At 68.2% G+C, this 24,765-nt stretch carries 19 protein-coding genes, 1 tRNA gene and 2 pseudogenes; 10 read left to right on the forward strand and 12 right to left on the reverse strand.

The genetic code is table 11. The features are described from left to right. Positions 1–110: 110 nt before the first annotated feature. Both ACFWDI_RS31410 and ACFWDI_RS31415 read right to left on the reverse strand, forming a co-directional pair. Entirely contained in the window at positions 111–1,895 is a 1,785-nt protein-coding gene (locus ACFWDI_RS31410; RefSeq protein ID WP_385309198.1) for a DEAD/DEAH box helicase, read from the reverse strand. A 115-nt stretch (positions 1,896–2,010) separates the two neighbouring features. Then, positions 2,011–3,480: an MFS transporter gene (locus tag ACFWDI_RS31415; protein WP_385309200.1), complete on the reverse strand. Its 1,470-nt coding sequence runs from the start codon at positions 3,478–3,480 to the stop codon at positions 2,011–2,013. A gap of 170 nt (positions 3,481–3,650) precedes the next feature. Between ACFWDI_RS31415 and ACFWDI_RS31420 the strand changes: the two genes are divergently transcribed. Further along, positions 3,651–3,722: transfer RNA gene (locus ACFWDI_RS31420), tRNA-Cys, on the forward strand. 111 nt (positions 3,723–3,833) lie between these two features. On the opposite strand, the pseudogene ACFWDI_RS31425 reads toward ACFWDI_RS31420, so the two are convergent. From ACFWDI_RS31425 to ACFWDI_RS31440, 4 genes and pseudogenes are all read right to left on the reverse strand, one after another. Further along, a pseudogene (locus tag ACFWDI_RS31425) lies at positions 3,834–4,012 on the reverse strand (phosphotransferase); the annotation flags it as partial. Beyond that, positions 4,009–4,479 carry a VOC family protein gene (locus ACFWDI_RS31430; RefSeq protein WP_362687309.1) on the reverse strand — a complete coding sequence of 157 codons (471 nt, stop codon included), beginning with the start codon at positions 4,477–4,479 and terminating at the stop codon, positions 4,009–4,011. The gene ACFWDI_RS31430 and the pseudogene ACFWDI_RS31425, both read right to left, overlap by 4 nt. 167 nt (positions 4,480–4,646) lie before the next feature. Continuing rightward, positions 4,647–5,432, reverse strand: coding sequence for a hypothetical protein (locus ACFWDI_RS31435; RefSeq protein WP_385309202.1), 786 nt, complete (start codon positions 5,430–5,432; stop codon positions 4,647–4,649). Between the two features lie 684 nt (positions 5,433–6,116). After that, a pseudogene (locus tag ACFWDI_RS31440) lies at positions 6,117–6,309 on the reverse strand (IS1380 family transposase); the annotation flags it as partial. A 362-nt stretch (positions 6,310–6,671) separates the two neighbouring features. On the opposite strand from ACFWDI_RS31440, the gene ACFWDI_RS31445 reads away from it, so the two are divergent. Then, positions 6,672–7,382, forward strand: coding sequence for a calcium-binding protein (locus ACFWDI_RS31445; RefSeq protein WP_385309204.1), 711 nt, complete (start codon positions 6,672–6,674; stop codon positions 7,380–7,382). A gap of 485 nt (positions 7,383–7,867) precedes the next feature. Here the strand turns inward: ACFWDI_RS31445 and ACFWDI_RS31450 are convergent, their stop codons facing one another. The 3 genes from ACFWDI_RS31450 to ACFWDI_RS31460 are packed head-to-tail and all read right to left on the reverse strand — an operon-like array spanning position 7,868 to position 9,264. After that, a complete protein-coding gene (locus ACFWDI_RS31450) occupies positions 7,868–8,440 on the reverse strand; it encodes a hypothetical protein (RefSeq protein WP_385309206.1) in 573 nt (190 codons plus the stop codon). Then, positions 8,440–9,084 (reverse strand): hypothetical protein, encoded by a 645-nt coding sequence (locus ACFWDI_RS31455; protein WP_385309208.1) that lies wholly within the window; start codon positions 9,082–9,084, stop codon positions 8,440–8,442. Before ACFWDI_RS31455 ends, ACFWDI_RS31450 begins: the two co-directional genes overlap by 1 nt. A gap of 3 nt (positions 9,085–9,087) precedes the next feature. Continuing rightward, positions 9,088–9,264, reverse strand: a complete 177-nt coding sequence (locus ACFWDI_RS31460; protein ID WP_385309210.1) for a hypothetical protein — start codon at positions 9,262–9,264, stop codon at positions 9,088–9,090. A gap of 630 nt (positions 9,265–9,894) precedes the next feature. Between ACFWDI_RS31460 and ACFWDI_RS31465 the strand changes: the two genes are divergently transcribed. The 8 genes from ACFWDI_RS31465 (at position 9,895) to ACFWDI_RS31500 (ending at position 20,988) form a co-directional block, all read left to right on the forward strand. After that, positions 9,895–10,059: a hypothetical protein gene (locus ACFWDI_RS31465; RefSeq protein WP_385309211.1), complete on the forward strand. Its 165-nt coding sequence runs from the start codon at positions 9,895–9,897 to the stop codon at positions 10,057–10,059. Between the two features lie 4 nt (positions 10,060–10,063). Beyond that, positions 10,064–10,495, forward strand: a complete 432-nt coding sequence (locus tag ACFWDI_RS31470; protein WP_385309289.1) for a hypothetical protein — start codon at positions 10,064–10,066, stop codon at positions 10,493–10,495. Beyond that, positions 10,426–12,249 (forward strand): PQQ-binding-like beta-propeller repeat protein, encoded by a 1,824-nt coding sequence (locus ACFWDI_RS31475; RefSeq protein ID WP_385309279.1) that lies wholly within the window; start codon positions 10,426–10,428, stop codon positions 12,247–12,249. Before ACFWDI_RS31470 ends, ACFWDI_RS31475 begins: the two co-directional genes overlap by 70 nt. A 12-nt stretch (positions 12,250–12,261) precedes the next feature. Continuing rightward, positions 12,262–14,349, forward strand: coding sequence for a protein kinase (locus tag ACFWDI_RS31480; RefSeq protein ID WP_385309213.1), 2,088 nt, complete (start codon positions 12,262–12,264; stop codon positions 14,347–14,349). 141 nt (positions 14,350–14,490) lie between these two features. Next, positions 14,491–15,411, forward strand: a complete 921-nt coding sequence (locus ACFWDI_RS31485) for a serine/threonine protein kinase (RefSeq protein WP_385309215.1) — start codon at positions 14,491–14,493, stop codon at positions 15,409–15,411. A gap of 3 nt (positions 15,412–15,414) precedes the next feature. Beyond that, positions 15,415–17,625: a protein kinase gene (locus ACFWDI_RS31490; protein WP_385309217.1), complete on the forward strand. Its 2,211-nt coding sequence runs from the start codon at positions 15,415–15,417 to the stop codon at positions 17,623–17,625. Then, entirely contained in the window at positions 17,622–19,751 is a 2,130-nt protein-coding gene (locus tag ACFWDI_RS31495) for a serine/threonine-protein kinase (protein WP_385309219.1), read from the forward strand. Before ACFWDI_RS31490 ends, ACFWDI_RS31495 begins: the two co-directional genes overlap by 4 nt. A gap of 439 nt (positions 19,752–20,190) precedes the next feature. After that, positions 20,191–20,988 carry a helix-turn-helix domain-containing protein gene (locus ACFWDI_RS31500; protein ID WP_385309221.1) on the forward strand — a complete coding sequence of 266 codons (798 nt, stop codon included), beginning with the start codon at positions 20,191–20,193 and terminating at the stop codon, positions 20,986–20,988. Between the two features lie 6 nt (positions 20,989–20,994). On the opposite strand, the gene ACFWDI_RS31505 is transcribed toward ACFWDI_RS31500, so the two are convergent. The 3 genes from ACFWDI_RS31505 to ACFWDI_RS31515 are packed head-to-tail and all read right to left on the reverse strand — an operon-like array spanning position 20,995 to position 24,399. Next, positions 20,995–21,606: a hypothetical protein gene (locus ACFWDI_RS31505; protein ID WP_385309223.1), complete on the reverse strand. Its 612-nt coding sequence runs from the start codon at positions 21,604–21,606 to the stop codon at positions 20,995–20,997. Positions 21,607–21,640: 34 nt separating this feature from the next. Beyond that, entirely contained in the window at positions 21,641–23,965 is a 2,325-nt protein-coding gene (locus tag ACFWDI_RS31510) for a DUF6571 family protein (protein WP_385309224.1), read from the reverse strand. Positions 23,966–23,976: 11 nt separating this feature from the next. After that, complete coding sequence (locus ACFWDI_RS31515) at positions 23,977–24,399, reverse strand: hypothetical protein (RefSeq protein WP_385309226.1); 423 nt, start codon at positions 24,397–24,399, stop codon at positions 23,977–23,979. Positions 24,400–24,765 lie beyond the last annotated feature (366 nt).

A 24,765-nucleotide genomic window follows, 5' to 3' on the forward strand; every position in this document is an offset into this window, starting at 1 on the left:
GCCGGCTCACCGACGCTCCGGCCCATCGACCCGCGAGGTCACCAACCCGCGAGCCCACCGACCCATCGACCCGCCGGCTCACCGACCCACGAGCCCACCGGCCCACCGGCTCACCGCATACGCGTGGCCCACTCCTGTACCTTCTTGATCCGCTCCCGGATCTGCCCTGCCGTCGCCTCCGCGCTCGGCGGCCCGCCGCACACCCGCCGCAGCTCCGTATGAATGACGCCATGCGGCTTTCCGCTCTGGTGGACGTACGCGCCCACCATCGCGTTCAGCTGCTTGCGCAGTTCGAGGAGCTCCTTGTGGGAGACCACGGGCCGCCGCTCGGCGGGCAGTTCCAGCAGATCGGCCTCGTCGTCGGGCTTCTTGCGGCTGTGCGCGATCTGCCGTGCCTGGCGCTTCTGGAGGAGCAGCTGCACCTGGTCGGGTTCGAGGAGCCCGGGGATGCCGAGGTAGTCCTGCTCCTCCTCGCTCCCCGGGTGCGCCTGCATACCGAACTCGGCGCCGTCGTACAGCACCCGGTCGAAGACCGCGTCGGACTCGAGGGCCTCGAAGGGGAGCATGTCCTGCTCCCCGGTGTCCTCGTCCTGCTGCTTCTCGGCCTCCGCCATCTCCTTCTCGGACTCGGCGTACGGGTCCTCGTCGCCGTCCTTCTTCGGCTTGTCGAGCACGTGGTCGCGCTCGACCTCCATCTCGCCTGCGAAGCCGAGGAGGTTCGGGATGGTCGGCAGGAAGACGGACGCGGTCTCGCCGCGCCGCCGGGACCGTACAAAACGCCCCACGGCCTGCGCGAAGAAGAGCGGCGTCGAGATGGTGGTGGCGTACACCCCCACCGCGAGGCGCGGCACGTCGACGCCCTCGGACACCATGCGGACCGCGACCATCCAGCGGTCCTCGTTCTCGCTGAACTCCTCGATCCGCTGGGAGGAGGCGGCTTCGTCGGAGAGGACGATGGTCGCCTTGGTGCCGGTGATCTCGCGGATCAGCTTGGCGTACGCACGGGCCGAGTCCTGGTCGGAGGCGATGACGAGACCGCCGGCGTCCGGGATGCCCTTCCTGACTTCCGTCAGCCGCTTGTCGGCGGCCCGGAGCACATTCGGCATCCAGTCGCCGCGCGGGTCGAGCGCGGTGCGCCAGGCCTGGGAGATGGCGTCCTTGGTCATTGGCTCGCCGAGGCGGGCGGCGATCTCGTCACCGGCCTTGGTGCGCCAGCGCATATTGCCGCTGTAGCTCAGAAAGATCACGGGCCGGACGACGCCGTCGCCCAGCGCATTGCCATAGCCGTACGTGTAGTCCGCGGCGGACCGCCGAATCCCGTCGTTCCCCTCCTCGTACTGCACAAAGGGAATGGGATTGGTGTCGGACCTGAAGGGCGTACCGGTCAGCGCGAGCCGCCGGGTCGCGGGATCGAACGCCTCCAGGCACGCCTCGCCCCAGGACTTGGAGTCACCGGCGTGGTGGATCTCGTCGAGGATGACGAGGGTCTTGCGCTGCTCGCAGCGGTTGCGGTGCAGCATGGGCCGTACGCCGACACCGGCGTACGTCACCGCCACCCCCTGGTACTCCTTGCTCAGCGGCCCGGCGCTGTACTCCGGGTCCAGCTTGATCCCTACCCGCGCCGCCGCGGCCGCCCACTGCTTCTTGAGGTGCTCGGTGGGGGCGACGACGGTCACTTGCTGCACGACATGGTGGTGCAGCAGCCAGGAGGCGAGGGTGAGCGCGAAGGTGGTCTTGCCGGCGCCGGGGGTGGCGACGGCGAGGAAGTCCCGTGGCTGCTCCTGGAGATAGCGCTCCATGGCGCCCTGCTGCCAGGCACGCAGCTTGTTGGCGGTACCCCAGGGCGCACGCCCGGGGAAGGCGGGTGAGAGGTGGTGGGAGGCGGTAGTAGTCACGGTCTCCGGTTCAAGGCTCTCGGCAGCACGGGATCAGATACGACAACCGGGCCACCCTACCGGGGAGCGACGGGCGGGCCCGGCCAAACGACGCCGGGTCCGCCCAGGGTGCGACTCAGCTCACATCGCACCTCGTCCCGACCCACGCCCCCACCAGCGCCACCGCCGCCATCGGCAGGAACACCGCCGCGAACGCCCCCGGGTGCGAGCCCGAAGCCCCCACCGCAGCGTGCGCCGTCCCCACCGCTCCCCCGCCGAGCGCCGCGAACGCCGCGCCGCCCGCCGCCAGCAGCAGGACGTTCGACAGCCCGTCCGAGATCTGCAGCGCCGCCGAATTCGCGCCCGCCTCCTCCGGCGCCGACAGCTTCAGCAGCAGCACGCTCGTAGAAGCGAGCACCATGCCCATGCCGAAGCAGCCGACGCCCCACGCGACCCCGACGATCCACACCGGAACCGAGGCGATCAGCACGCTCGGCGCGGTCGCGATCGCCGCAGCGACCAGCACCATGCCCAGCACCATCAGCCGCTCCCGGTGCGGCTCGAGGCGCGGCCGGGCCTGTACGTACGAGCCCAGCGCCCAGGTCGCCCCGCCGACCGCCAGCGACAACCCGGCCATCGTCGGCGACAGCCCGCGCTCAGTGACCAGCATCAGCGGTACGAAGGATTCCGCCGCGATGAAGGACCCGGCCGCGACACCCCGCAGCAGCACGACGGACGGCAGCCCGCGCACCGCCCGGTACGTCCCGCGCGGCAGCAGCCCGAGCACCGCCGGCACCAGCAGCGCCGCGCCTGCCGCAGCCGGGAGCAGCGAGAGCCACCTCACATCCTGGCCTGCGTACTGCAGCAGTCCGGCACCCACCGAGATGCCCAGCGCCAGCCGGATCCGCCGCCCGTCGAAGGGCTGCGGCGGCGCGGAGGGATCGGCGGGCCCGGACGCCATCCGCCGGATCGCGGGCAGCGCGAGCGCCAGCGGGAAGACGACGAGTACCGGGATACCGATGAACACCCAGCGCCAGCCGAGGTGTTCGGTGACGGTCCCGGAGGCGAGCGGGCCCACGACCGAGGGGACCACCCAGCTCGCGGCGAACGCGGCCATGATCGACGGCCGCAGCCGTTCCGAGTAGGCGCGGCTGACGACCACGTACAGCGCGACGATCACCAGCCCGCCGCCGAGCCCCTGGACCGCCCGCCCGACGATGAACAGCCACATCGCACTCGCGGTCCCGGACAGCAGCAGTCCCGCGCCGAAGGCCGCTATCCCGGAGGCGAGCGGCCGCAGCGGCCCGTCGCGGTCGGCCCACTGCCCCGAGAGCACCATCGCGAAGAGGCTGGTGGTGAAGTACGCGGAGAAGGCGAAGGCGTACAGGGGGATGCCGTGCAGTTCTCGCGCCGCGACGGGCATCGCGGTGCCGACGGCGGTCGCCTCGAAGGCGATCAGCACGACGACGGAGACGATGCCGACGCTGAGCGCGCGATGCGATCTGCCGAGAACGCCGCCCCGGTCGTCGTCCGGGGCGGCGGGGGCTTCGGCTCTGTCCGCGGGCGGCGGCGTGACCTCGGCGTCACTGGGTTCGAGGGCGGTCATGGGCTTCAGAGTAAGGGGCGTGGAGCGGTATGGACCCTGTCGCTGGACGGGACTCCGCTCGTCCCTTGGTCGTACGACCATGAACGCGGTATGGCAGTCGCGTTGCAGCCCGCGCGGGGCCCTTGAGCCGTGCCACCGCCCCGCCTACGGTCGAGGCATTGGAGTCACACGGCCGTGTGCCCGAGTGGTTGAGGGACTCGCCTGCAAAGCGAGTTACGCCGGTTCGATTCCGGTCACGGCCTCCGGCAGCCAATGGCGCTGAGCTGCCAAATGACAAAGGGCGGTCCCAAGTGGGACCGCCCTTTGTGGTCTTTCGTCTCGGTTTATCCCCCCACGTAGCCCTCGGCGGCTTACGCGTCGACCGTCATCGCCGACAGCCGGTACCTCAAACGCAGTTGCGCGACGGCCTCCGCCGCGCACCGGACACCATCTCCGCACGGCCGGAAACCATCATGCGGCGGAAGGCACCCCGGACATGCGCGGCCCGGGGCAGTCGCTCGGCGAGAGCCTGGGCGCCCTCGCGCCCGTTCACTGCCCGTACGCGTCCTTCAGCCCCTGTACGTCGATCTTCTGCATCCCGAGCATGGCCTTCATGACCTGCTGGGACTTGACCGGATCAGGGTCGCTCAGCAGCTCGGTCAGCGCCTTCGGGATGATCTGCCACGACAGCCCGAACTTGTCCTTGAGCCAGCCGCACGGCCCTTCCTCCCCACCGGCGCTGAGCTTCGCCCACAGCTCGTCCACCTCTTCCTGCGACGCGCAGTCCACGTAGAGCGAGATGGCTTCGTTGAAGGTGAACTGCGGGCCGCCGTTGAGCGCGATGAACTTCTGTCCCGCGAGCTCGAAGGTGACGATCATGGCTGTTCCCGGCTCGCCCGGTCCGGCTTCTCCGTACCGCTGTACGTCGGTCACGCGGGAGTCGTCAAAGATCGACGTGTAGTGCTGCGCGGCTTCCTCAGCCTGGTTGTCGAACCACAGGAAGGTCGTGATCTTCTGCATGAGGGTTCTCCTTTGCCGGTCGGGGCGACTGCCTCAACGAGGTAGACCGCCGGGTCCGGCGAAACTCATCGCTCGGACCGGACCGGACCGGACCGAACCGGACCCCCACTCAACCTTCCGGGCGCGGATGCTCTTGCGTATGCCATCCACCCGCCGCCCATGCGATCTCAGCTCTTGGGCCAGTCGCCGTAACGCGTGAACGTCTCCGTACCGCTCTTGCCCTTGAACCAGCTGACGCTGACCGAGTCCCCGCCGCCGTACGTGAGGTCCCCGGCACGGTCCTCGTTCTTGACGGGCTTGCCGTCCCGCTCGCAGAGCAAGGCGACCTGGTACTTCTTCCCGGGCTCCTCGACCTTCCGGATACCCCGGCACTGCAGTCCGCCGGAGACCAGGATGACCGAGACCTTGTCCGGCTTCTCGGTGTCCACGCTCTCCTTCAGCCCGAGGACCCCGCCGCCGGAGTCGGACCTCCACATGCCCTCCATGCCGGTCCCGGTCGGCTTGGCACCGATGTCGGACTCTTCCTCACTCGGGGTCACGCTGGGCTCGGTCGCCGGGTCCTCGCTCTCCGGCACGCTGACGGACGGGCTCGCGCCGGCCTGTGAACTCCCGTTGGCCGAAGGCTTGTCGTCGTCACCTCCGCCCGACGTGGCAAACCAGACGACACCACCGATGACGGCGACAGCCACGACTGCCGCAGCGACGATCAAAGGGGTCTTACGGCCACCGGACGGGGCGGGCGGAGGCGGCGGATAAGTCCCGTACGGCGAAGGCTGCTGACCGTACGGACCGTAGGACGCGCCGTACTGCGCAGGCTGGTTCGGCGGATACTGCGGCGGCTGCACCGGCGGCGGAGGCGGAACCGGCGGCACCCCCGGCCGCGCATCCTGCGGTCCCGGCTGCCCATACTGCCCGGGCCAGTCCTGAGGACCCTGATACGGCGGCTGAGTCATCGGTGCGCACCTCATTCCGCGGGCATGCCACCCGCACGTGGGGGATCTCGTACCAACCCTGCCGCTCACGACACGGGCCCGAATGAGTATGGATCACCAGCTTCCCTGAGCACCCGCACTTATTCGGGTGCTCAGCAGCACCACTCGGGCCGACGCCCTTGATTACGTACGCAATTGAGTACGTCCACCCTCGCTGCCGAGCCCGCCCGGGCAGCAAAGTGATCCACAACTCCTTCCGAGCGGAAGGCAACCCGACCGAACGTCTGTCGGGCCGCTGAGCAAGCTCCTGATGCTGTTGGGGACACGGAGGGGGATTCACACATGGGACGACCGCGCACAGCCCTGCCGCAATGTGCTGCTGCGCATGACCGGCTTCCCGGGATCTGCCCAGTGCTCTCCCCATTGAGGCACATGGTCCCTTCGCGATCGCCGCGTACCGCCTGATCGCCCGCCTGGGCAGCGGCGGCAACATCAAGAACACCGACGCCTATTGGCTCGTGGCCGACGCCAATCGCGTTTTCCTTCTGGACGGCAACTCGCTCTCCGCGCTCCCGGTCTTCTGAAGCGGCCGGCCGGGGACCTCGCCGCCGAAGAATCCTCGCACCCGTTCCTCAACCTCGATCTTGCATGAGCCCTCGTCGGACGCCGGCGGGGGCTTTCTGCGTGCCGCGTCTTGGTTTGTTCTGGGGATGGGCAGGCCGAGGGCCTGAACGCGTAGGTGATCACGCCGGTCCAGTGCCAGTGGCGGGGCAGGGCAGGGCAGGGCAGGGCGAAGGTAGCGGCGGCGGCCGGTGGTGACGAGCTGGGCGGCGGCGGAGAAGAGCCGCAGCCGTTGGGGTTCCCAGCGGCGGATACGACGTGTCCGTGCGGGCGTCGGCCGAAGGAGTGGTCATGGTGGCACGGTGTATCGGCCGTGACCTGCGGGGAATGCCCGCGGAAGAACTTCCTTCCTCTCTCCGTGCGCAGGCGGGTTGGGCGAGATTGTGACTGTCTGTAGGAGACAGCTGTACACCTCACCCGGGAGGCAGTCGAGCCATGTTCGAGCCCCGCCCGTCCGGCGACGACCGCCCGAAGACGGCTCGAGCTGCGTGCTCCGGCCGACGCAGTGCCAGTCCTCGGTCCCTCCCCGCAATCATCGCCCTCGTCACCGGAGGGCTGTTCGTCTGGTCCATCCCCACGACGGCGGCCACACCGGGATCACCGAGGAAATCGACCACGGCCGCCGCGCTGGGAACACCGATGGCAGCCACGCACGGGACCACCTCGAACTGCGAGGACGCCAAGCCCACCATCGTGGGCACCGAGAGGAACGACATCATCGTCGGGACCCCCGGCAACGACGTGATCTTCGCACTCGGAGGCAACGACACGGTCTACGCACTCGGGGGGAACGACCGCATCTGCGGTGGCCGGGGCAACGACATCCTCCACGGTAACGAGGACAACGACCAGATCTCCGGCGACTCGGGCGACGACCAACTCATCGGGGGCCTGGGCAACGACGACCTCCGCGGTCGCTCGGGCAACGACGACCTCCGCGGGGAACCGGGCAACGACGAGCTTTCCGGCGACTCGGGCAACGACCAGCTCATCGGGGGCCTGGGCAACGACCGGCTCGACGGTGACGAGGACAACGACGATCTCCACGGTGGCAGAGGCAACGACCGGCTCGACGGTGGCGAGGACAACGACGATCTCCACGGTGACGAGGAGAACGACACCCTCTACGGTGACACCGGCGACGACACCCTCTCCGGCGGCAGGGACAACGACGAGCTCCGCGGTGGCAGGGGCAACGACCGGCTCGACGGTGACGAGGACAACGACCGGCTCTTCGGGGAAGCCGGGGATGACGCTCTGGACGGCGGACGCGGCACGAACACCAACAATGGCGGCCCCGGAACCAACAGCTGCATCAACCCGCGCAACGGCCCCGGCTGCAACGACTGAAACGGGCCGCGCCCCGGTTCTCCGTGCGCAGGCGGCGGTTCTCTGCCGCCGCGTCGGTGGTCACCCCAGGGCGCCGGCCGGCGTTGGTCCGGGCCTGACGCACCCACGTCCGCAGGCGGGTCGGAACGTCCTCGGCAAGCCCGGCGCCCCTGGCACCGTCACGGACCTCTCCGTCCGGCTCGACAGCCGGCGTCCAGTCCCAAGTCGGCACCCTCAGCACGCCTGGGTGAATCGCGTCGGTGCGGATCATCCCCACTGAATACGACAGCCACTGGCGGCGCGCGGCGAGCCAGCCGAGGTACCCGTGGGTGCCACCGCCGGAGTCAGTGCGGACCAGGGTGCGGCGAGCCTAAACCCCAACCCCAAACCCTGGCACCCGCTGAGCGCCCAACGCCCGGAGGGGTCCCTGTCATTGCCAGCGCCTTGCGTCCGACCATTCCTGCTCGAACGACGTGCTCCACTCCCCGCTCCGAGCAGCAATGACCTCAACACGAGCCCTCGACGGCGGTGGCCGACAGTTCGTACTCGGGCACCACCGTGCTTGACCCGTCCGCACCCGGAACGGCGAACCCGCCCTCCCCCGACTCGCTCTGCGAGACGTGCATGCAGAAGACGAAGTCCTCACCGCGTGCGGTGACTTCGTAGTCATCGCTCTCACCGACCGCTTTGGCCTCGACCGCGTACGACGGCCCCTTGCCCTCACCCGCGTCACCGACCTTCGACTCGATCAGCGAGGCATAGCCACCGGCCGACGAGTCGACGTGCGACTCGTCTCCCAACGAGACGGCCGCGCTCTGGACAGCCTCTTCGAACTCGCTTTTGCTCCAGGAGGTTTCATCGGCGAAGTCCATGGCCGAGCACCCCTGAAACACCATGATCCCCGCAGCGGCGAAGACGACGACGCGCCCGATGGCGTACGCGGTGTCCGAGGGCTCATTGGCCTCGGGATTGCGGTAACGCCAGGACGACAGCTTCCAGTAGAGCTTGCGCTGATCGGCAAGCCCGAGGGCGACGAAGAGGGCGGCCGCGAGGAAGAAGAAGACGACGACGCCGGTCACTACTTCAGGCCCTTCTGCCGCTCCGGCGGATCCGGGAACGTCAGCTGGTTCCCACACTTCAAGCCCTCCGCCACCTTTCTGGCCGAGGCGATGAGGAGCTTGGCGCTTGCGTTGCTGCTCAGGCCGATGCGGTCGACGATGGTGCCGCGAAGCACGGCCGGCTTCTTCCCCGGCTTGACCAGGTCCGGGCGACGGCAGTCAACGAACAGAAACGGCATGTTTTCGTCGGCCTCGAAGACAGCCGACTTGCCCGGCTGGGGTCCGTTCCTCGAGAACGGCCCGGGCCACCACGAGAAATAGATCTGGATCTCTGCGGCACCGCCGGATTCGCCGTCGACAAAGCAAGTGGTTTTGGTGGGCCCGGTCGAATCCATTTCCTCGCCGAGAAATCGCCCCACCTCAGCTGTCCTGTCAACAGCGCCTTCGACCTGGGCACCTTGCTTCAGGCCCTTACCGCGGAGGGTTCCCAGCACTTCGGCAACGGTCTCCTTGTCGAAGATCCCCCCGCAGGCCCGGCTCAAGGGTGTCAGCGCGACCTTGGGTTTCTCCGGCCCCTTGTCGCTCCCGCCGCACGCAGTGCTCGCCAGGAGCAGGCACACCAGCAGGACGACCGCAGGAGACCGGCGGGAAAACAACTGCTCCATCACTCAGTCCGCATCTATCTGGTCGGCTTCGTTATCACCGTTGTTGTAGCCGCTTTCGATATTCCGCTTCGTCTCCCTGGACCACTCGGTTCCGTCAAGCTCGGGATGGACCGCGAGGTACGCGTCGAGCGGATCGGCTGCACGGCGCTGGCCCAAGTCGACGAACTTCGGCTTGTCCATTTCTTCCTTGCGGTCGAAATCGGCTTCGTGGCCTCGCTCTTGTGCTGGGCCCATTCCTCTTCGAACGACATGTCTTCCTCAGGACTGCGGTCGGATCATTGCCAAGACTGGTTCGCTGTGACTCACAGGAATCACGGAGACCTGATCGATGAGGGATGGCGGAACCTGCGGCGGACCACCGTACGGCGGACCGCAGCGGGGGGCAGGCACTCCGTCCGCAGCCGCCGCACCGCTTCGTCGCACGTCCTCCGAGCCGGCCTCGCACCATCGCGTCCTGGGCAGCCCCGAGCAGGCCGGCAGGGGGACACGACGTGTGTCCCCGACCTACCGTTGCTCGGCAGCAACGTACCCTCCCCCGTTACCCATTGCTTCAGAGCCACTGTAGCGAGCGTTTAAGACAGGGAACAGCCCTGAATTGCGGCTGCAATTAGCTACAAATAGTCACGAGTGGGGGCGGTTACTCGCGCTTGGGGCCAATCGCTTGCCCTGCGGTTTCGCCATGCGAATGACTCAGACGTCACAGGAGGCCGACGAGCAAACGCGTAGCGCAGCCATCCACCTCCCGGCGAACCCGCGCTCGGGCACTCGGTAGGCTCTGCTGATGTTGTCTTGTCGACGGGGGATTCGCACATGGAACGAGCACAGACGGATCGACCGCGCGTGGACACTCCGCGCCGGATCGGCTCGTACTACCTGATCACCCGCCTCGTTCCGACCGGCCGCCGCTCCCCCGCGGCCGTACGCCTGGCCGGAGACGGCCCGCGCCCGACGGGCTTCGGCGCGGTACGGAACTGACACGATGCCGTCCCCTCTCACCCACGACGACCCAGCCCAACTCGGCGCATACCGCCTGATCGCCCGCCTGGGCAGCGGCGGTATGGGAACCGTCTATCTGGCCCGTTCCGCCGGCGGCCGTACCGTCGCGCTCAAGACCATGCACGCGGGCATCGCATCGGATCCGGCCTCGCGTACCCGCTTTCGTCTCGAGACCGACGCCGCCCGGATCATCGGCGGGCACCACGGCGCGACCGTCGTTGACGCGGACCCGTTCGCCGAAACCCCTTGGCTGGCAACGGAGTACGTCCTCGGCCCGCCCCTCGAGACGCCGTCTCCATCGCCGGACCACTCCCTGAAGCTTCGGTCCGCGCCCTGGGCGCAGCCCTGGCCGGAGCACTCGCCCAACTGCATTCCTCCGACGTCGTGCACCGAGACCTCAAGCCCTCCAATGTGATGGTCACGGCGTACGGCCCCAAAATCATCGACTTCGGCATCGCCCGCGCAGCAGGCGACGACCGCCTCACCCGCACCGGAGCAGCCGCGGGCACCCCCGCCTTCATGTCCCCGGAACAGGCAACAGGCCAGGAACACACACCGCCGGGCGATGTCTTCGCCCTCGCGGGCGTCCTCACCTACGCGGCAACGGGCCACGGGCCCTTCGGCTCGGGCCGGCCCGCCGACCTCCTCTACCGCGTCCGCTACGCCGACCCCGACCTCACCGGCCTACCCGACGCCCTCACCCCGATCCTGACCCGCTGCCTCTCCAAGGACCCGGCCCAACGCCCCACGACCACGGAACTGGCAGCCCAACTCCACGACGGAGAGGGCCAGTTCGCCGACCACCTCCCCGACACCGTCCTCTTCGAGATCGCTCGCCGTGCGTCGATGGTCTGGTACTACCAACCGCACCGCCTTCCGGCCCCGCAGGAGTTCGAGCCCCCCGCCCCGAGCGGCATGTCCCGCCGCAAGCTGCTCACGATCGGCGGAGGGTCAGCCCTCGGCATGGCTGCCGCAGGCATCGGAGCGTGGGCGTGGTCCGACAAGCAGCACGCCGACGACGACGCTTCGGACGGCGAACAAGCCGACAACGGGCCGTCGGCCGTGTGGAGCGTCGATGTCGCCGACAAATGGCAGCGCCTGCTCCCCATGCCCGTCGGCAACACGGTCGTCACCCTGTCCGACGTTGGGCTGCTGGGGCTGGACCCGAAGACCGGCAAGCAGCGCTGGTCCTACCCTCTGCTTGACGTGGGGCAGCAGATCGCGTCGGACGGCACGGCGATCTACGGCTTCATACCCGAGGAGGCCGAAGGGGAGGGGCTGACACTCAGCGCGTTCTCGGCAGCCAATGGGACTCTCGAACGTCGCATCGGGCACTTCGCCGAATTCAGCGGCTCCGTGCACGACGTGGAACTGCTCACCGCCGCTGACGGCGTCCTCTATCTGATCGCCTGGACCGGGCCCAAGGCCACGGACTTCGCCGACCAGGCCAAGGGCTGGCGCCTGCTCGCCGTCGACATCCGTACCGGGAAGAAGCTCTGGCAGCAGCCCCACGGGATGATCTATCCCGACAACGGCTCGTCTGCGGTCAGCGCGAAGGCCGTCGGAAAGGTCCTGGTCACCGCAAGCAACGGGATACCCTCTCCGGACTTCAGCGTGAGCGGCACCGACATCCGCACCGGAAAGCGGCTCTGGACGACGCAGATGCCCAGAGTGCGGGGCGACAACTCCTTCCTGATTCCCGGCCAACTCGCTGTGGACCAGCAGCACGTCTACATCGGCAGCGGACGGGTTCACGCGGTCCGGCACTCCGACGGCAAGGTCGCCTGGTCGTTCGGTGAGGGGCGCAACCGGGGCGATGTCGAGGAGAACTCACGGCTCTACGGGCCTCCGGCCGTGAAGAACGGCGTCGTGTACGCGGCCGAGGGCAGCCGCGGCCTCGTCGCCCTGAACGCGACCACGGGGAAGCTGTTGTGGGAGGAGGTGGAGGACCTGACGAAGGACGAGGACCCGAGGCTCGATGTGCCACCGGTCGTCGGTACGAAGTTCGTGTACGCGCCTGTGACCAGCGGCATCAGCGCCGTGGATCTCCGCACCCACAAGTCCGTCCGGTCGTCGCCGAGTTCCGCCATCCGTTTCGCGGTGCACGAGGGAACCAAGACGCTCATCGGCGCCGACAGCGCCACCGTGACCGCCCTGCCCTTCGAGTGAGAGAGCTTCACCATGATCCCCCTCAGCACCGGCGACCCCTTGCGCCTCGGCCCGTACCGACTCATCGGCACACTGGGCGAAGGCGGCATGGGGAAGGTCTACTTCGGGCGGGACAACAGCGGGCGCAAGGCGGCGGTGAAGGTCCTTCGGCCCGAGCTCGCGCATGATCAGCACCTGGCCCAGCGCTTCGTCCGCGAGGCCCGGACCGCGCAGGCCGTGACCAGCGCCGGCGTGGCTCGGGTACTGGGCGCACAGACCGAGGGCGGACGGCCCTGGATCGCCACCGAGTTCCTGGCAGGACCCACGCTGGAGGAAGCGGTCGACGCGTACGGGCCGCTGGGCGAGCCCGGTCTGCGTGCGCTCGCCGCGTCCCTCGCCCGTACGCTCCAGGACATTCATGCCGCGGGCCTGGTCCACCGTGACCTCAAACCGTCCAATATCGTGCTGACTTCGCGCGGCCCCCGCGTCATCGACTTCGGCATCGCCCGCCCCGAGCACGGACTCACGCTCACCACCACGGGCCAGATCCCGGTCACCCCCGGCTACGGCGCTCCCGAGCAGGTCCTCGGGCAGCGGGTCGGTCCGCAGGCCGACGTCTTCTCCCTCGGGGCAGTGCTCGCGTACGCGGCCGGTGGGCAGCGGGCCTTCAACGGCCCGCATGTGGCTGCGGTGCAGTACGAAGTCGTCCATGGTGAAGCGGACGTGAGCCGGGTGCCGGACCAGCTCCGCCCCCTGATACTCCCCTGCCTCGCCAAGGACCCGGCGCAGCGGCCCGTACCCGCGCAGATCGCCCAGGCGCTCGCGCCTCCCAAGAGCGCCGGCAAGGTCTGGCGGCAGGGGCCCTGGGCGGAGGAGATCGCCCGGCGGGAGGCCACGGCCGAGCACCTGGTCTCGTCGTACTCGACAGCGGTTCCCGCCCAGCCGTCCCGGCGCCGCATGCTCACCGCCCTGGCCGGGGGCGGCACGGTCCTCGCGGCAGGTGCGGGTACGACCGCCTGGTGGCTCAAGGGCGGCGGTCGGGACGGTTCGGGGCAGCCGCCGGTCGCCGTTCCGCCGGCCGTCGAGACGCCGTCAGCCGCGGTACTGGCTGCCGGCGACGACTTCGCGCCACTGTGGGGCCCCGTGCGCGGGGCGGGTCCGAAGACCCCGGCTCCCCTTCCCGTACGCGATGTGGTGATCCTCGAGACCGACAAGGGTGGCCTGGCCGCCCATCGCGTGACCGATGGGAAGCAGAAGTGGCGTGCCACCGGGGCGAGTGGCTCGGCCGGCTTCGTGACAGTCGCCGACAGACTCGTCGTGGGAGCGGACGCGGAAGGCGCACTGCAGGCGTTCATCGCATCCACCGGGGAGCAGGCCTGGACGGCTTCCGGCATCACCGTCGAGAAGCTGCTGGCGGCGGACGCCCACACGGTCTACGTGATGACCAAGGAGCGGCATCTGAGCGCGGTCGCTGTCGCCACGCGGAAGGTGCTGTGGTCGATCCCCACGCCCGTACGCACCTCGTACACCGCCCCACCGGCGACGGCCGTCGGCGCGGGCCGCCTGGTGCTCTTCGCGTCGGACGGCGTGGTGGTCGTCCTGGACACGGCCACCGGCCGCAAGGTGTGGGGCCTGCCCAACCAGGGAACGGCGGCCCTGGCGCCGACCATCGTGAAGGACAGGGTCTACTTCGGCGGGCGGACTCTGGCCGCTCACGCGCTCGCCGACGGCAGGAAGATCTGGTCGGTGGAGCCGGAGACGAAGGTCGATGAGTCAGGCGGCGGCTGGGGTCCTCCGGCAGTGCGCGGGAACGAGCTGTACGCCGTCGACGACGGGCTGTACCGCCGGCGCGCGAGCGACGGGAGGAAGGAGTGGAAGTTCTACCTGCGCGGATACGGCGACGACCCCCGGAAGCGGCCGGTTGTGCAGGGCGGCACCGTCTGGATCGTCGAGTCGGGCTACTACGGACTGACGGCAGTCAGCGCGGTCACCGGCGACGAGCTCTTCCCGTACACCTTCGGCGACAAGGACGACGGGGCGGCGTACGAGGTGTCGGGCGACGGCAACCGGCTCTTCGCCGCGCACGGCGGCTCGGTCGTCGCCATGCCGGTACGCGCCTGACCCGGATTGCACGTGCAAGGAGCCCTCGGAGCCGACCAACGGTCGGCAGTCCGTGACCGCCCCCGGACGGACCACCCTCCGGGCCCGCACCGGCACTTGAGTAGGCTCCTGTCGTTCATGACCACCACGGGGGCTTAGCAGATGGAACGAGCACACACGGAACGGCCGCAGGGGCACAGTCCGCGCCAGATCGGGCCGTACTACCTCATCACGCGTCTCGATCCGGCCGGTCCGGGCTTTCCCCCGGCCCCCGAGCGCCGCTTCATCGCGCGCAGCGCGGACGGCGATCGTACGGTGCTGGTCAGGACACCGGGGGAAGGCGTGGATCCCGAACGTTTCCTCGTCGAGGCGGACGCCGCTCGCCGGCTGCTCGGCCCCTGGGTCTCCCCCGTCGCCGAACTGTCGCCACCGTCCGACTCCCCCTGGTACGCGTCCCCGTACCTCCCCTCGCTGCCGCTTCCCGTGGCCCTCGCCGTCCACGGCGGGCCCCTGCCGGAGCGCACGGTGCGGGCCATCGGAGCTGCCCTCGCCGAGACGCTGGCGGGCGCGCACGCGACGGGCATCACGCACGCCGGCCTGTCACCGGCGGCCGTACTGCTGGCGGGCGACGGTCCGCGTCTGACCTGCTTCGGCGCCGTACGCGCCGCCGCCCCGGACGGCGAACAGCGCTCCGGCCTGCCCGGCCTGGAGCCCGGCAGCCTCGCCCCGGAGCAGGCATCGGGCGGCCGCCCGCGCCCGCCGGGGGACGTCTACGCCCTGGGCGCGGTCCTCGCGTACGCCGCCACCGGCCACACGGTCCCGGACAGTGCTGAACTCCCCGAATCCCTGCGCTCCTTGATCTCCCGCTGCCTCACCCGCGACCCGGCGGCCCGCCCGACCGCGGCCGAGGTCCTGCACGCGCTGCCGCCCGCGTCCACAGCACCGGCGTCAACGGTTCTTGACTCGAGCACCTCGCTGTTGTCGCCCGGCTGGCTGCCGGGCCGTGTGGTGGCGGCGGTGGCCCGCCAGTCCGCCGAGGTACTCGCCGCGGAGCTTCGCGTCCCGCAGACCCACGGTGCCTGACCTGTGCTCTCCCCTCTGACGCATGACGATCCCGCCGGTTTCGGTGCGTACCGTCTGATCGCCCGCCTCGGCAGCGGCGGCATGGGCACCGTCTATCTGGCACGCTCGGCCGGCGGCCGGACCGTCGCGCTCAAGACCATGCACGCGGGCATCGCCACCGACCCGGGATTCCGGACCCGCTTCCGGCTGGAGACGGACGCGGCACGCATCATCGGCGGCCATCACGGCGCGATCGTGGTCGACGCCGACCCGCAGGCCGAAACGCCTTGGCTGGCCACCGAGTACGTCCTCGGCCCGCCGCTGGACGACGCGGTCGCACTGGCCGGGCCGCTGCCGGAGACGTCGATCCGTGCGCTGGGGGCGGCGCTCGCCGGGGCGCTGGCTCAGCTCCACGCGTCGGATGTCGTCCACCGCGACTTGAAGCCGTCGAATGTCATGATCACGGCGTACGGCCCCAAAATCATCGACTTCGGCATCGCACGGGCGGCAGGCGACGACCGCCTCACCCGTACGGGGGCGGCGGCGGGAACCCCGGCGTTCATGTCCCCTGAGCAGGCGACGGGCCAGGAACACACCCCGGCGGGCGACGTGTTCGCGCTGGCCGGCGTCCTGGTTCACGCCGCTACGGGCCACGGCCCCTTCGGCGCCGGCCAGGCCGCCGACCTCCTCTATCGCGTCCGGTACGCGGACGCGGATCTGACGGGCGTACCTGATGCGTTGGTCCCGATCCTGACGCGCTGTCTGTCGAAGGACCCGTCGCAGCGCCCCACCACCTGGGAGCTGGGCAGCCACCTCCACGACGGTCAGGGCCAGTTCGCGGACCACCTCCCCGATACCGTCCTGGCCGAAATCGCCCGCCGCGCGACGGAGGTCTGGCAGCACCAGCCGTACCGCCTCCCGGCGCCGGCTGAAGATGCGCCCGCTCCGACGTCACCAGGCACGTCTGCTGTGTCCCGGCGCAAAGTACTGGCACTCGGCGGAGGTTCGGTCGCGGCGATCGCAGCCGCCGGCTTGGGCGCCTGGTCGTGGTTCGGCCCGGGCAGGAACACGCCGAAGGACTTGGGCATCTCCGCTCCGTCCCGCCCAAAGAATCCCGATGAGAATTACCTCTGGCAGGTCCAGGTCAGCAACCCTCCGGGCGGTCGGCGGCCCGCGGCGGCGTCTGTCCCCTTCGCTGTCGGTGATCTGCTCGCCCTGATCGTCAGTAGCGGGCTGGCGGCGGTCAACCCTCGGACCGGGCAGACCGCATGGGCGAGCGGCCAAGTCGAGTACAGCTGGCAGGTCACAACCGACGGCGAGCAGATTTACCGCATCGGCAGGTCGAAGGAGTCCTCCGAAAAGAGGGACCGGGCATGGCCACTCGCCATCGAGACGGTCGATCTCACCAACGGCAAGCTCAAGAAGCGCTTTCCACCACTAAAGGATTTCAACGGGGCCATTCTCGAGAACCAGTTGGTGTGTGCCTCGGCCGGGGTCGTCTACCTGGCTGCGGGCCAGGGCGCCGACAACAAGGGCGGAATCCAGCACGATCAGCCCTGGTTTCTGGCTGCTGTAGACACAAGCACGGGCAAGGAGCTGTGGAGACAACGTCTGCTGGCTCGAAGGGAAGGATCCGAGCGGCTGCACTTCCTCGCCGGCCGGGTCGTGGGCGACCGGCTCGTTCTACTCCAGGAGACCGCCGAGGGCACCGTGCTGGTCGCGGTGCGCAACGCGGTTACTGGAAAGGCCATCTGGGACAAGCCGATGACCGGTGCAAAACCGGACGAGGCTCGCGGGCTCCTGACGACCGACGACAAGCACGTTTATCTCGGGTTGGGAGCGCTGCGCGCCCTGCGGCTGAGTGACGGCGGCGAGGTATGGAGTGAGGACAGCACTGGTGTCGTCTATTACGGACCACCAGCTGTCGCGAACGGTGTCGTGTACGCGATCGAGAAGGACATCAGCCTCATAGGCTTCGGTGCGGAGAGCGGAGACATCGAGTGGATGGACAGCGAGGGGGTGACGGGACTTGAGACAGATGTCACCGATCGTCCCGTCATCGGCACGGAGCACATCTACACCAAAGGGCCCTATAGCCTACGTGCCTTCTCTCTCGAATCACGTAAGGCCTCCGACGAGTACAAGACAACTGGCAGGCGCTTCATCGCCCACGAGCGCGCCCAAGTCGTGATTGCCCTGGGTGGCAACTTCCTCAGCGCAACCCCGCTTCAGTGACCTCCACAGAAAGCCTCCCTATGAACCCGCTCGGCACCGGTGACCCGCTCCGCCTCGGCCCGTACCGTCTTCTGGGCGTGCTCGGCGAAGGCGGCATGGGCAAGGTCTACTTCGGCCAGGACAGCGCGGGCCGAACCGCCGCCGTCAAGGTGCTGCGTCCCGAACTGGCCCACGATCAGCATCTTGCCCAGCGCTTTGTGCGTGAGGCACAGATGGCCCAGGCCGTGACCAGCAAGGGCGTCGCCCGGGTGCTGGGGTCTCAGATGGAGGGCGGACGGCCGTGGATCGCGACCGAGTTCCTGGCGGGACCGACGCTCGACGAGGCGATTCGCGCGTACGGACCGATGGACGACCCGGCCGTACGCGCTCTCGCCACAGCGCTTGCCCGCACGCTCCACGACATCCATGTGGCCGGTCTCGTGCACCGCGACCTCAAACCGCCCAACATCGTGCTGACGTCGGCCGGCCCGCGCGTCATCGACTTCGGCATCGCGCGCCCCGAGCACGGGCTCACCCTCACCACCACGGGCCAGGTTCCGGTCACTCCCGGATACGGCGCCCCGGAACAGATCCTCGGGCAGCGCGTCGGACCGCCCGCCGATGTCTTCTCCCTCGGAGCCGTACTCGCTTTCGCCTCGAGCGGCCGCCGCGCGTTCGACGCCGGCCATGTCGCTGCGGTGCAGTACGAAGTGGTCCACGGCGAGGCGGACATGGCGCAGGTCTCACCCTCACTCCGGCCACTGATCGACCCCTGTCTCGCCAAGGACCCCAGTCACCGGCCTGCACCCGGTCAGATCGCCACGGCCTTCGCTCCGCCGCGTGGCGCGGAACGCGCTTGGCGGAAGGGCAGGTTGGCAGACGACATCAAGGCGCGCGAGACGGGAGTCCACCAGCTCACCACCCAGCCCGGCTCGAACACCTCAGGCACCGTCTCCCGCCGTCGGCTTCTGACCACGTTCGCGGCAGGAGGGACCACACTGGCAGCCGGCGGGGGCGGAGTCGTCTGGTGGCTGCGGCGCGGCGAGGACAGTTCGGACTCCGGTACGCAGAGCAAAGCAGCACCTGGTCCGTTCGACATCCCCCCTGCGGTGAAGACGCCAAAAGCCCGCACCTTGAGCCCCAGTGAGCTCCAGCCCGTCATCGGGGCGAAGCTCAAACCACTGTGGGGCCCGCTGCCCGTGAACGCCAAAGACTCACCGCCGGCCAAGCCTGTGCGCGACGTCATCGTCTTCGGCGCGCGCAACGGCGGCCTGGCAGCCCACAGCGTCGTCGACGGAAAGCTGCGCTGGAGCGCCCCGGAGGTTGTCACCGCCGGCGGGTACATTTCCCTGTCCGACCAGCTGATTGCGGCGGTCGGCCCCGGAAGCAAGCTGGTGACCTTCGTCGCCTCTACCGGAGAGCGCAAGTGGACAGCCCCTGCCCAGGCCCGATTCCTCCTCGCCGCCGATAAGGACTCGGTCTATGTGGTCACGACGGACGGCCGACTGCGCGCCATTGGCCGCTCCGACGCCAAGATTCGCTGGACGGTTGACAGCCCGGTTGACGCCCTCGCGGGAGGAGGCCCGCGAGGAGTCGTCGCGCAGGATCGTCTCCTCTTCTGTGCCAGCGGCGGAGACGTCGAGGCGATCGACACGAGAAGCGGCAGAAAGGTGTGGGGATTCCCCTCCAAGGCAGAGGTCGCCTACGCCCCCACCGTCGACGGGGACACGGTCTACTTCGGCGGCAAGAACCTGACCGCACGTCGTATCTCCGATGGCAAGGAGATCTGGACGACCAAGCCTTACAAGGACTACAACGACGATGTCCAGACCTGGTCGACGCCAACGGTCGACGGCGGCTGGGTGTACGTCATGTGCGGCCGTTGGGCCAAACGTCTCAAGGTGACGGACGGCAGCATCGCCTGGGAACTTTCGACGGTGGGGGACGCCAGGAGCCCTGTCCTGAGGCAGGGCGTCTCCGCCTGGATCATGGATGACAGGACGGTGGAGGCGTTGGAACTGAGCGGCGGAAAGTCTTTCGCGTCCTTCCGGCCAGAAGATCACGCCCCGGTCCGGGGGTTCCGGGCCGACGGCAACCGCGTCTTCCTGATGACCGAGGAATCACTGACAGCACTGCCCGTGATCTGAGCCCACATCCTGGTCTCTCGTATCTGGTCAGCCTCAGACCGAACACCCGTAGCCCGAGGCGGAGTCTGAGCGCGGGCTGCTGCCGGTGGAGGCGCTCGCCGACCGGTGGGTGACTTGCCCGGATCCTTCACCGCAAAACACGGTCTTGGTGGGAATCAACGCAATCACCACGATCTATCCGGATCGAGGTTCACGCGCTCCGGCGAGCCCGCGCCCGGTGCGGCGCGACGTCCAAGGAATAAAGAACCCTGGGAGAGAACCCTTCCAACCCACCCCCAGCCCCCATCACTCCTACGAGTGATCTGCCCCAACCTGGCTGGCACATATGCCGGTTGGCAGTGCAGGCTCAGCCTTGACAACCACAGACACGCGACGGCCCCCGGCCGGGACGGCAATCCCGATCGAGGGCCTGACCACCGAGGAAGTAGACGCTTCCCAGATGGCTGATCCGCAGCTTAACGCGCCCCCGTGCGCGTCGCCTTCCGTTCCCACGTCCGGCATCCGGCACATCAACCGCCGCCACCCGGACCGCTTCACCGTGGTCGGAAACCACCTCACCCAGCACCGCGAACTCTCGCTTACGGCCATCGGCCTGGCCGCCCACATCCAGTCGCTGCCCGCAGGTGCGAAGGTCTCCATCAAGGCCCTTGCCGAGCGCTTCCCGGAGGGCGAGGTCCGCATCGCGGCCGCCCTGCGGGAGCTGGAGGCCCATGGCTACCTCGCTCGTACACGTGAGCGGCTGCCATCGGGCCGAGTGATCACCCGTACGGTCTCCTACAACAATCCCGGCGCTGCGGAGCCCAGTTCAACCCCGTCACCACCAAAACGCCCGCAGCACGCGCGCCCCGCACCAGTCCTGCCGCTACCCGCGTCGGCGACTACGGCCGCCTTCGATCTCGTCGCGGCCCTACGGTGCGACGACCCACGCTTGCTCCTCGCCGAAAGAGACGTACGCCGCCTCGCCCCGGCGGTCGACGCCTGGCTCGAGCGCGGCGTCACCCCGGAGGCGGTACGGCGCACTCTCACCGCAGCGCTTCCCGGGGGTGCGATCCACCACCCGGCAGCGTTACTCGCCCACCGCCTCACGGCGATGCTGCCGCCACCGCTCCCGGCCGCCCAAAAACGGGCCCGCTGCCCGGACCCGCTCCAAAACTGCGATCGCTGCGACCGCGCCTTCCGGGCTCCACAGCCGGGTCTGTGCAGGGACTGCAGCCCACCGGCACCGCCGGTGCCCTGAGCCGGCTCAGGCCGCGGGCTTGGGCACCCCGCTCACCAGCTTGGTGTCGTTCTGACAGCCCAGCTCGGCGGCAACCTTGCGGGCCGCTGCGTTGAGTACCGTGATCTGGAGCCCGGGGAGATCCTTCTCCGAGGCCTCGCTCTTGTTCGATCGCTCGAGCTCCGCCGCGACGATGATCTTCTTCGCGGGCTCCTTCATGCGGCACTCAAAAAGGATCTTCGCGAAACGGTTCGCGGAGAGCGCATCCTCGCCAGTGATGAAGTAGGAGAAGGTCGGCCTGTCCCGGCCCTTCGGAACCACCAAGGCCTCACGGAAGTCAATGTCGAGGGCCGACTCACCGTCCTTTGCCGCCTGCAGTCGGCAAAGGGGGGTGCCGCTCGCCAGCTCCTTCGTCGTGAGCTCGCCGTCCGCTTCTCGCAAGGCCTTGAGCGTCTCATCCGGCAGAGAACGGTCATCGGCGAAATCACCGTCCCCGACGATCGCCCTGAGGGCATTGAGAGCCGGGGCATCCTTCGCGAAGCCGTCGCAGACATCGGCGACAGGCTTGCCCTTCATCGCGTCCTTGCCTCCGTTGTCGGAGGAGCACCCCGCTGCCGCCCCCAGGACGACGACGGCCACGGGCACCATGAACATTCTCAGCGTGGTTCGCATGTCAATTCTTCTTCGGCTTGTACGGGTCGGGCAGTGAGTCGTCCTTGGCATGCAGGCGGCTGTCCTTGACGTACTTGGTCAGCTCTTCCCGAACGTAGTTGCTGTCCTCCTTCTTCCAGCCGGGGGCGTCGGCGTACGCGTTGGCCGGCATGAGGGCGTTCTGCTTGCCCGTATCCAGCGCCTCGTCCTTCAGGTCGTCCGACTTCTTCTTGAGGAGCTCGTCCTCCTCGTACTTCTCCGCAATGTCATCGGCCTCCATACCGAGGAACGTCACCACGGCACCGCCCACGGTTTCCGTGGCCAGCGGAACAAGCACTCCGCCCATGCCGCCGGTCAGCGCCGCGACACCGCCCGCAGCCGCCGCGCCCACGCCGAACTTGACCCACTCCGTGGTCCTTCCGACGGCCTTCTTGTGCTCCTCAGAGTCCTTGTCGTAGTCCTGGTCGATCTGCGCCATGCGCGACTCGTCGAGGATGCCGTGTGTCTCCGCACCGATCCGCAGCGCGGTCTTGGCGTCGGTGAAGTCCAGATCCTGGGCATGCCCGGAGCCGGGCTTGGGACCGACCTCGTCCATCACACTCGTCGTGTAGACCGTCTGGGCAGCCGACAGCTGGGCGTGGCCGGACTCACTCTGCCCCACGATGCCCATGAAGTTGATCGCGTCGCCCCGGTTGAACAGCAACTCCGTGTCGAACTTGTCGCCGAAGCGGGAGTGACCGTTCTTGCCGTTGGCTCCGAAGGGCGAGTCCGTCACCTCCTGCATGGAGGAGCCGTTCTCCTGCTCCAGCGACCGGTCCAGCTCGTCGATGTACGCCGCACCCATCTTGCCGAGGCTGTCATCGATGCCCGGCTGCTCGTGCATGTGCTTCGGTTCGCCGCTGTAGTACTCGACGACCTTCTGCATGACCTCGGCGTTCTCAGCCGTACGGACGTCCTTCAGACCCTCGGCCGGAGCGTCGTACGGATGGCCCGTCGTGGCGGACTCCAGCGCATGGCCCAGCGCGTCGTAGCCGGGCTCCTTGCTCATCCTGCCCTTGTCGTTCAGCTCCTCCGGCCAGTCCCGGTCCTTGGAGAAGTAGTCGAACGCGTTGAGCTTCTTGTCGTCCTTACTGTTCTCCGGCGTGAGGTCGATGTCGCTGTTGAAGAACTCGGTCGACGCCTTCGGGTTGTGGCCGAGCGCCTCCATGAAGCCGGACATCGGGTCCTGGCCCGCGCCCCCGCCGATCCAGTTGAGGTGGGCCTGTTGCGGCTGGAACCAGGCCCGGCCGGGCGGATGAGAGCCGCCGTGTGTGATCTTGTCCTCGGCCACGACGAGCGCGTTGCCGTAATTGCGCAGGAACTTGTCGTCGTAGTCCCCGACGCGCATCAGGTTGCTCATGACCTGGAAGCCGTACGGATGCGCACCACGCGACTGGATGGGCTCGCTGCCGGCCTTGATCACATCCGCCTTCCACTGCTCCATCTCGGGGCTGGTGGAGTGCGTGGCAGCGGCCAGAGTCATGCTCCAGTTTTTCTGAAGCTCCGCCAGCTTGTCGCGATGGTCAATGCCGAGGCGGCTCGGGCCGTCTCCCGGCACACCCATGTCGGCCCAGTACTCCAAGCTCCCCTTCGGACCCACTTCGAGGGCGAATCGCTCGGCGAAGTACGGGTCGCCCTTGTTGTCCTTGAAGTACTTGTTGAGCTTGTCGATCTCCTCCGGAGTGGCGTCGTCACCCTTCTTGACGATCTTCGCCGCCTCCTTGGCATCCTCTGCGTCTTGAGCTTTGGAGGCGTCCTTGAGGGAGTTGTAGTCAGTACCGGAGAAGTTGTTCTCGTCCGTGCCAACGACCGTGCGCAGAGCTCGAGATGCCACATCGTCGGCATCGTTCGCCTTGTCAATGGCAGCCTTGATGGCAGACCTCATCGCATCGAAGTCGGCCTGTTCGGGCTTGGGCCCGTCGTAGTTCTTACTCCTGCGATCGGGATGGATCAGGTAGCTGACGACACCGTCGGGATCAATACGGATTCCCTTACCCGGCGCCTCTTCAACCAGCTTCTCGAGCGATTCCTTCGCCGATTTGAATTCGGCCAGCGCGTCCCGAAGGATGTTCCGGATACTGTCCGCCACCTTGGCGGCGTCTCCGAACTCCTTGGCGGTCTTCTTCACGAAGGGGCGAGTTACGCCCGCGTTCTCGCCCTCCCAGTCGGCCTTGTCGGCCTTCGTGCGGAGACCGTTTTCCGCCTTCTCCTCCAGCTTCACGAGCTTGTCGTACGTCGCACCCCAGTCCGTGACAGATTCCTTGAGGCTCCCGAGGCGAACATGGAGAACCTGGTCAAACGTCGGCATCTGCGCGCCCCTCAGCTGAAGTGCTCGGAAATCTTGGACATGGTGAAGTTGGTGACGAGCACTTCTTCGTGATTGGTGTGGCTGAGGACCGTGTCTTCAAGGTGATTGTGGATATGCGCGCAGGCACTCAAGAGCGTTTCGGACTGGGTGCGCCACTTGTCCCAGGCGGTCCACATGCCCGAACCCGTCTTGAAGCCGTCCTGATCAAGGCTCGTGGAGGCGGTGTCGGTCTGAGCTCCGGCGTGGAACGCGGCGGTTTCGAGGCCGTGGTAGAGCTCCTGAGCCTCATTGCCGATGGCCTGCAGGTCCTTGGACGTGACCTTGTAGTCCGAGGCTCCGCCGCCGCCACCGCCCCCACCCTCGGCAGGCAACTGGTTGAGTCGCATGCTGGTCGCACTGGACCGTGCGCTGGCCCATTCCTCGTCGAACGACATCGTTCTTCCCCGTTGCTGAGTGTCCGTGGCTACTAGGCTGAAGACTGGCGGTGATGCGAGCGCTGAGCGCGATGTTCAAAGCTGTCCGGGTCCGGGAGGGCGGGCGTTGAGCAAGCGCATACACGGCTCGGCCTGAAGCCGACCTCTGGCCGCCGGAGAGGGCGCAGCAGCTTTCCGAGCCACGCTCGGCTCACCCTCGCTTCGCAGCAAGACTTCCTCCCCGCTTACCACAGCTTCAACAGCTTCAACAGCTTCAGAGCCACTGTAGTGAGCAGGGGGGGCGCTGCGCACCTCAGGATTGCATACGCAATGAGTGGCAGATCGTGAGGAGTTGGGCATCTCGCCCCGTCTGAGACCCGATTGTGA

Source organism: Streptomyces sp. NPDC060064 (assembly GCF_042736455.1).
In the GTDB taxonomy this organism is placed as follows: domain Bacteria; phylum Actinomycetota; class Actinomycetes; order Streptomycetales; family Streptomycetaceae; genus Streptomyces.